Source organism: Microcoleus sp. N9_A1, from assembly GCF_036701795.1.
In the GTDB taxonomy this organism is placed as follows: domain Bacteria; phylum Cyanobacteriota; class Cyanobacteriia; order Cyanobacteriales; family Microcoleaceae; genus Microcoleus.
Genome location: NZ_JAUBRI010000136.1, coordinates 1 through 6,476, shown reverse-complemented (window position 1 = coordinate 6,476; position 6,476 = coordinate 1). Strand labels below are relative to the sequence as shown.

Below are 6,476 nucleotides of genomic sequence, written 5' to 3'. Positions count from 1 at the left end.
TACTACTTTTATAAGTTACCGCATAATTCAGGTATTTTCAGTAAAGTTCAATAAATTAGCCTACAGGACTATGCTCTCCACCAAAGTCTTCCAAAAGAATAACTAGCGTGCGCTGGTAGTCTTGCTGGCTGTATGCCTTGACTACGCCTTCAATGTTGAGAAAGCGAGTAATTTCATATTCCTGCCGATAGCGAGTTAAATCCTGAGGAGAGGGATAATCCTGCTTGAGAACTTTGGCAATCACTGCACAGTTATCTTGCTCTCTGATACCCCGATACACCAAAGAAGCTAAGCTCTCATAGATTTTGCTGTGGATAGTAATTCCAGGCAGGGTAATCATTGAATGCTCTCCCGATGAAGGACTGTCATCCGTTTCCCAAAGTATATCGCTTGCCAAACTCCAGAATATAAAGCTCCTTGTGTAGATATTCATATCTTGACTTGTAATTGCTCAACTCAGTAGCCAATCAGACTGGTGTGAGGCAAGGGCATGGGAAATAGCCTGGAAGGCAGAGATACTCCATCAGGGGACTGGGGCTTCAGATTCAATATCTCCTACAGGCTGCCTCGGAATCGAGAGCCGTACTGCTGAGGCGTTGAGGCAGCCAGGGTCTGTCGTCGTCGGTTCACGGCAATAGCTCGTAGTGACAGCCGCTTCATCCGGGGGCAAACAGGTTGTCGCCCGCATCAAAGGTGTGGGACATCGCTACCGGATTTTGCATTCAGACATTGATGGTCGATCGGTTGTATGAATGTACTTTCGATCAAATTCGGATTCTAACTTAAGTTAGAGCCAGCCTTCTACTCCGCGATGGCATGGTTAATCTATCAATTTGCACTGTAAAAAATTTAACTTGCTATAGGCGACAACTTGAAAGCGACCACCTATATTGAATTTGTGCAAACAGTCATGCAAATGGATCGAGCAAGTAAATTGCACGGTTCCATGCTTGAAGGCATGAATATTCAAGGTGCAACTGGATTAACGCACGCTCAAGCAGCGACGTTGAAAGCATTAGGAGCGATCGCACAGTGAAGCGAATGCCCTTTGGGCACGCGACGCGAACGCCTTAGCTCTGTGGTTAACTCGCGGATCTTAACAACAACCCCTCCAGCGGACGGCAAACCTGTCCAGGTCAGCAATTCCTCCATCTTCATGGGTCGATAGTAAAATCCCATTGCCACCAGAAGATTAGCGAGGGAAATCCTCTCTAAACACAGTCTTCGTCCCTGCTATGACAAACAGCAGGTTAGGGACAGAAACTCTCTTATCCCTGATTCCATCCTGCAATTCCTCATTCACCAATCGCTCAAATAGGAGAATTACCTAATGTCTACATTCAAGTACAATCGTCTAGACAAGAATAATGCTGCGGTTTTACTGGTGGATCACCAAACTGGACTGTTCTCGCTTGTGCGTGATATTGGTGCTGCCGACTTCAAAAATAATGTGCTAGCGCTAGCAAGTATAGCCAAGTTTTTCAACCTGCCTACTGTTTTGACCACTAGCTTTGAGGACGGTCCCAATGGAGTCATCCTGCCGGAACTGAAGGAGAAGTTTCCTGATGCTCCCTTCATTCCGCGCCCCGGACAGATCAACGCTTGGGACAATGAGGAATTTGTTAAAGCCGTAGAAGCAACTGGTAAGAAGCAATTGATTATTGCCGGAATTGTCACGGATGTCTGTGTCACTTTTTGCGCGCTTTCAGCATTGGAGGCAGGGTATGACGTTTTTGTTGTCACCGATGCCTCTGGCACCTTCGATGAAGCCTGTCGCGATGCAGCTTGGGATCGGATGTCTCGTGCTGGCGCTCAGTTGGTCAATTGGTTTAGCGTTGTGGGTGAATTGCACCGTGATTGGCGTAACGATATTGAAGGGCTAGGTAATCTCCTTGCAGAGTTTATTCCTGACTACAAAAACCTAATGACGAGCTATGCAGCAACATCAAATGCTGGCTCTGCCAATCGTGAACGCCTCATGACTCGTGTGTAACTGAGTGGATGTTGTCATTGCTCAGTGATCCAGTTCATTTGCAGCATTGCAGCAGCACTGGATGATTTCGTGGAGGCTAGGAACGAGCTCTGGGAATCGCTCCTAGCCAAGGTGACTGCTGCCGAAAATTGCCCAGAAATCCCGTGTTTTGAGGAGATTGATTCTCAATGAAACTTCTCTTTCAGTCGATTCTCTCATCGTGTCTGCTCTTTGGAGGCTCTCTGATTCACCCATCCCTGGTTGAGTCTGCCATTGCCCAGGATACCTTGCAAGGTCAAGTCACCTCTGTGAATCAACTGGCTGATGTGCAACCTACCGATTGGGCATTTGCAGCATTACAAGCCTTAGTCGATCGCTACGACTGTATGGTTGGTTATCCAAATCAACTATTTCAGGGCAATCGAGCTATTACTCGTTATGAGTTTGCTGCTGGGCTAAATGCTTGTCTAGATCGGCTAAATCAGCTACTAGCCAGTGTAACAGTAGATCTGGCGGAAAGAGAAAATCTACAAACACTACAAAGACTTCAAGCGGAATTTGCATCAGAACTCTCAACATTGCGTGGACAGGTAGATTCCTTAGAAACCCGCACAAGTCGATTAGAGTCTCAGCTATTCTCCCCTACAACAAAATTGACTGGAGAGGTCGTTTTTGCTGTGAGCGGTGCATTTGGTAGTGATAGAGCTGTACCACCAGGAGAAACACCTGGTTCTAGGGGTGAGATTGGTGACACTATCATTTTTAGCGGTCGTGCGCGGTTGATCTTGGAGACCAGTTTTACGGGGCAAGATTTACTGAGAATTCGATTTCAGGCCGGTAATATTCCAAACTTTAGAGCAGCCATAGGGACCAATATGGCTCGCCTAAGTTTTGATGGTAATACAGACAATCAGTTCATTCTCAATCAACTTTATTATCAATTTCCCATCGGGTCAGATACTAGGGTGACTGCGATCGCCCAGGGCACTTTGTTTGATGTGGTTGATACGATTAACCCTCTATTGGGAAGTGATGGCAGAGGTTCGATTTCCGCATTTGGGGTGCGTAGCCCTATCTATCGTGAAGAAACAGGTGGGACAGGTGTTGGTATCACCCATAACTTTAACTCAGCCATCAATTTGACACTGGTTTATCTTACTAATAACGCCAACAACCCGACTGCGGGAGCTGGATTATTTGATAGTTCTTACTCTGTCTTAGCACAACTGACACTCAAACCCACAGAATCCTTAAGTTTGGGCTTAACCTATGCTCGTTCTTTGAATGCAATTGATATTGGTACAAGTAGTGCCATTACCAATGATCCCTTTAATGGAAACAGTACCAGCATTGTTGGGGATAGCTATAGTCTTACGGCTTCCTGGCTTGTTAACCCTGCTTTCAGATTGGGAGGATGGATAGGATATCTCCGGGCATCGGCGCAAGACCTCTCCAATGCTCCTACTGCTGAGATTTTTTACTACGCAGTTAATTTTGGATTTCCAGATTTGGGTAAGGAAGGAAATTTATTAGGCTTTGTTTTTGGACAACCGCCTAGAGTGATCAGCAATCAGTTTGGAGTAATCGATCGTAGCACCTCATTGCACTTTGAAACTTTCTACCGGTTTCAAATGAACGACCATCTCTCAATCACTCCTGGTGTAATCGTCATTACCAACCCTGAACACAACAGCAATAATGACACGATTTTTGTTGGCATTATTCGGACGACGTTTCAGTTTTAGAGTCTATACAGGCACGGTAAGAGCTGTTTTTCTGTTTTAACCATCCAATTTCCCGGACTGTTAAATTCTATGTTGGAAGAACCATTGGCGAGCAATACCAGTCAAGAAAACTATCTAGTCACCGCCGTGATTTCTCATATCGTGAGACCAGGACGTGAACAAGGTTATGAGGAATGGTTGCACGGAATTGCGACGGCTGCTCACCAATTTAAGGGACACTTAGGAGTCAGCGTGATCCGACCCTGTGACCACACTCATCCTGAATATGTGGCAATTCTCAGATTTGATCATTACGACAACCTCAAAACCTGGCTGGAATCCAGTGTGCGGCAGGAATGGCTGGAGCGGTTGCAGCCCTTGATTGAAAAGCCTGAAACCATTCAAACTCTAACGGGTCTGGAAACCTGGTTTACGCTTCCTAACAAACCCATGAAGGCTCCACCTCCGCGCTACAAAATGGCGATCGTGACATGGCTGGGAGTATTTTTTACGATATCTATTCTCAACCGTTTGCTAGTACCGCTCCTGGTTGGGCTTCCGGTATTGCTCAGAACCTTGTTGGTTACAGGTCTAACGGTTGCCCTGCTGACCTACGTGATTATGCCGCGCCTCACTCAACTCTTTCGCAAATGGCTGTATCCCATTTGAGCAAGTACATATCTTGCACATTCACAGGAATCTTCCATGTCTTGTCAACACCTGAACGAACTGACGCTGGAGAATATGATTTCAAAAGCCAATTACCCGGTATTCCGCTGTGAGGAATGCATGCGAGTTGGCGATCCCTGGGTTCACTTGAGAATTTGTCAAACCTGCGGCAAAATGCTGTGCTGCGACTCGTCTAAAAATCAACACGCTCGCCGCCATTACGAAGAAAGTGGACATGCGGTGATTAGTTCAGCCGAATTGGGAGAACAATGGCTGTGGTGTTTTACCGACGAACAACAGAAGAACTATTGATCACGCGCCCCTTTTCTACTCGCGAGGAAATCATGATGTCAAATCAGCCTGCCCTAACAGATATTTGGCCGAGTTTACCCCTGGACGCATGGCAAGAGACCTATGCCACCTTGCACATGTGGACTCAAATCATCGGCAAAATCCGATTTGCCCAAACTCCGTGGATTAATCATTCCTGGCATATTCCCCTCTATCTAACCGTTCGGGGACTGACCACTTCCACGATTCCCTATGGCAGCCGCATCTTTCAAATCGACTTTGATTTCATTGATCATGAGTTGCTGATTCAAACCAGCGAAGGGGCAAGACGGGCGATCGCCCTCTACCCTCGCTCGGTCGCTGATTTTTATCAAACCGTGATGGAAACGCTCAGAGCATTGGATATTCACATCACAATTAACACTAAACCAAATGAAGTCCCCAATCCAATTCGATTTGAGCAGGATGAAACCCATGCTACTTATGATGCGGATTATGCCAATCGATGCTGGCGAGTGCTGCTACAGTCCGATCGCGTCTTTCGAGAATTTCGCTCCCATTTTTCCGGCAAGGTTAGTCCGGTTCATTTTTTCTGGGGGAGTTTTGATTTAGCAGTGACTCGCTTTTCGGGGCGATCGGCTCCTGAGCATCCGGGAGGGGTGCCAAATTTACCGGATGCAGTGGCGCAGGAAGCCTATTCCCAGGAAGTCAGTAGTGCCGGATTTTGGCCCGGAGCCGGATTATCATACCCAGCGTTTTATTCCTATGCGTACCCAGAACCCGATGGGTTTAAGCAGGCTGAGGTTCGTCCTGATGCTGCATTTTACAATAAAGAGTTGGGTGAATTTATTTTGCCCTATGATGCTGTCCGTGAGGCAGAATCACCGGATCAGATGTTGTTAGAGTTCTTGCAAAGCACCTACGAAGCTGCAGCCAGGTTAGGCAACTGGAATCAAAAGGAACTTCAGCAGTTGACGTTTAAGTCGCAACTGCATTCCTAAATTGGCGTTTAACTGGCAGATATTAAGCGGTGAAATGTAGGACAGTTTCGCAGGCTGGTTTATTGGACGCTTAACCCTTGAGCGTGAAGGACAATTCCGATGAACCTACTGGCAATTACTCCAATTTTGGGAACCCGTCAGGGCATTCTGGCGCGATCGCTCCCCTGAGAGTGCAGATAAACTCAAATTTCTCCTCACCCTGGTGGAAGGAACTCGTTGGCAATACACCAATGGTGTTCAAAATCTGGTAGCCATCAGCCTCAACACCTTCCTCAATACTGGACATTTCGCCCTGGAAGAGTGTGGAGATGCGATCGCCACACTTCCATCTGTTCGTCTGGTTCTCCCAAGAGTTGCTGCACCAATTTTTGCAGTGCATCGATGATCGCGCTCTAGGGGATATTGCGCCGGAATTGGTCAAATTTACCCCAGATGAAACCCACATTCCGCACCCCAACTTTCACATGGGGTGCGGGCGGGCAGTAAATTCCGTGGGATGGTCTAGCGCGAACCGCTCGATACAGTATAAATACTTAAAAATCGACCTGCCAGACAAAAGAACTTGTTTATTTGGCTTTGTATTAAACAAAATCATCAGCTAGTTGCGTGTCGCAACTAGAGGTGAATCAGGAGAACAAAAATACTATTGAAGTTGCCAGCAACTTGACGAAAGCACCTACAGATAAATAGAGCAATCGTAAGGATTCAGGTCAAAAAAAACTTCAGTGGCGGCATCTGGTAAAATAGACCTCCTGCGAAAGTCTGATAGAATTGTAAAACAGATAGAAATTCAACTAATCAAAAATGAGTTACGAAAAA

General features: G+C 46.4%; 8 protein-coding genes. 6 read left to right on the top strand and 2 right to left on the bottom strand.

Features of this window, described 5'->3' with window-relative positions:
* Positions 1-55: 55 nt before the first annotated feature.
* On the bottom strand, positions 56-433 hold the full coding sequence (locus tag QUA58_RS30490; protein WP_333397873.1) for a hypothetical protein: 378 nt from the start codon (positions 431-433) through the stop codon (positions 56-58).
* A 438-nt stretch (positions 434-871) separates the two neighbouring features.
* On the opposite strand from QUA58_RS30490, the gene QUA58_RS30485 reads away from it, so the two are divergent.
* The 6 genes from QUA58_RS30485 (at position 872) to QUA58_RS30460 (ending at position 5,657) form a co-directional block, all read left to right on the top strand.
* Positions 872-1,036 carry a hypothetical protein gene (locus QUA58_RS30485; RefSeq protein ID WP_333310056.1) on the top strand — a complete coding sequence of 55 codons (165 nt, stop codon included), beginning with the start codon at positions 872-874 and terminating at the stop codon, positions 1,034-1,036.
* Between the two features lie 294 nt (positions 1,037-1,330).
* Complete coding sequence (gene ycaC, locus QUA58_RS30480) at positions 1,331-1,993, top strand: isochorismate family cysteine hydrolase YcaC (protein ID WP_333161567.1); 663 nt, start codon at positions 1,331-1,333, stop codon at positions 1,991-1,993.
* Between the two features lie 287 nt (positions 1,994-2,280).
* Positions 2,281-3,717 (top strand): iron uptake porin, encoded by a 1,437-nt coding sequence (locus QUA58_RS30475; RefSeq protein ID WP_333397871.1) that lies wholly within the window; start codon positions 2,281-2,283, stop codon positions 3,715-3,717.
* A 69-nt stretch (positions 3,718-3,786) separates the two neighbouring features.
* Positions 3,787-4,365, top strand: coding sequence for an antibiotic biosynthesis monooxygenase (locus QUA58_RS30470; protein ID WP_333099894.1), 579 nt, complete (start codon positions 3,787-3,789; stop codon positions 4,363-4,365).
* Positions 4,366-4,485: 120 nt separating this feature from the next.
* The gene (locus QUA58_RS30465; protein ID WP_333143959.1) at positions 4,486-4,677 is read left to right on the top strand and encodes a UBP-type zinc finger domain-containing protein; all 192 of its coding nucleotides are present in this window, start codon (positions 4,486-4,488) and stop codon (positions 4,675-4,677) included.
* Positions 4,678-4,709: 32 nt separating this feature from the next.
* Positions 4,710-5,657 (top strand): DUF5996 family protein, encoded by a 948-nt coding sequence (locus QUA58_RS30460; protein ID WP_333397869.1) that lies wholly within the window; start codon positions 4,710-4,712, stop codon positions 5,655-5,657.
* 115 nt (positions 5,658-5,772) lie between these two features.
* On the opposite strand, the gene QUA58_RS30455 is transcribed toward QUA58_RS30460, so the two are convergent.
* Complete coding sequence (locus tag QUA58_RS30455) at positions 5,773-6,036, bottom strand: hypothetical protein (RefSeq protein WP_333397867.1); 264 nt, start codon at positions 6,034-6,036, stop codon at positions 5,773-5,775.
* Positions 6,037-6,476 lie beyond the last annotated feature (440 nt).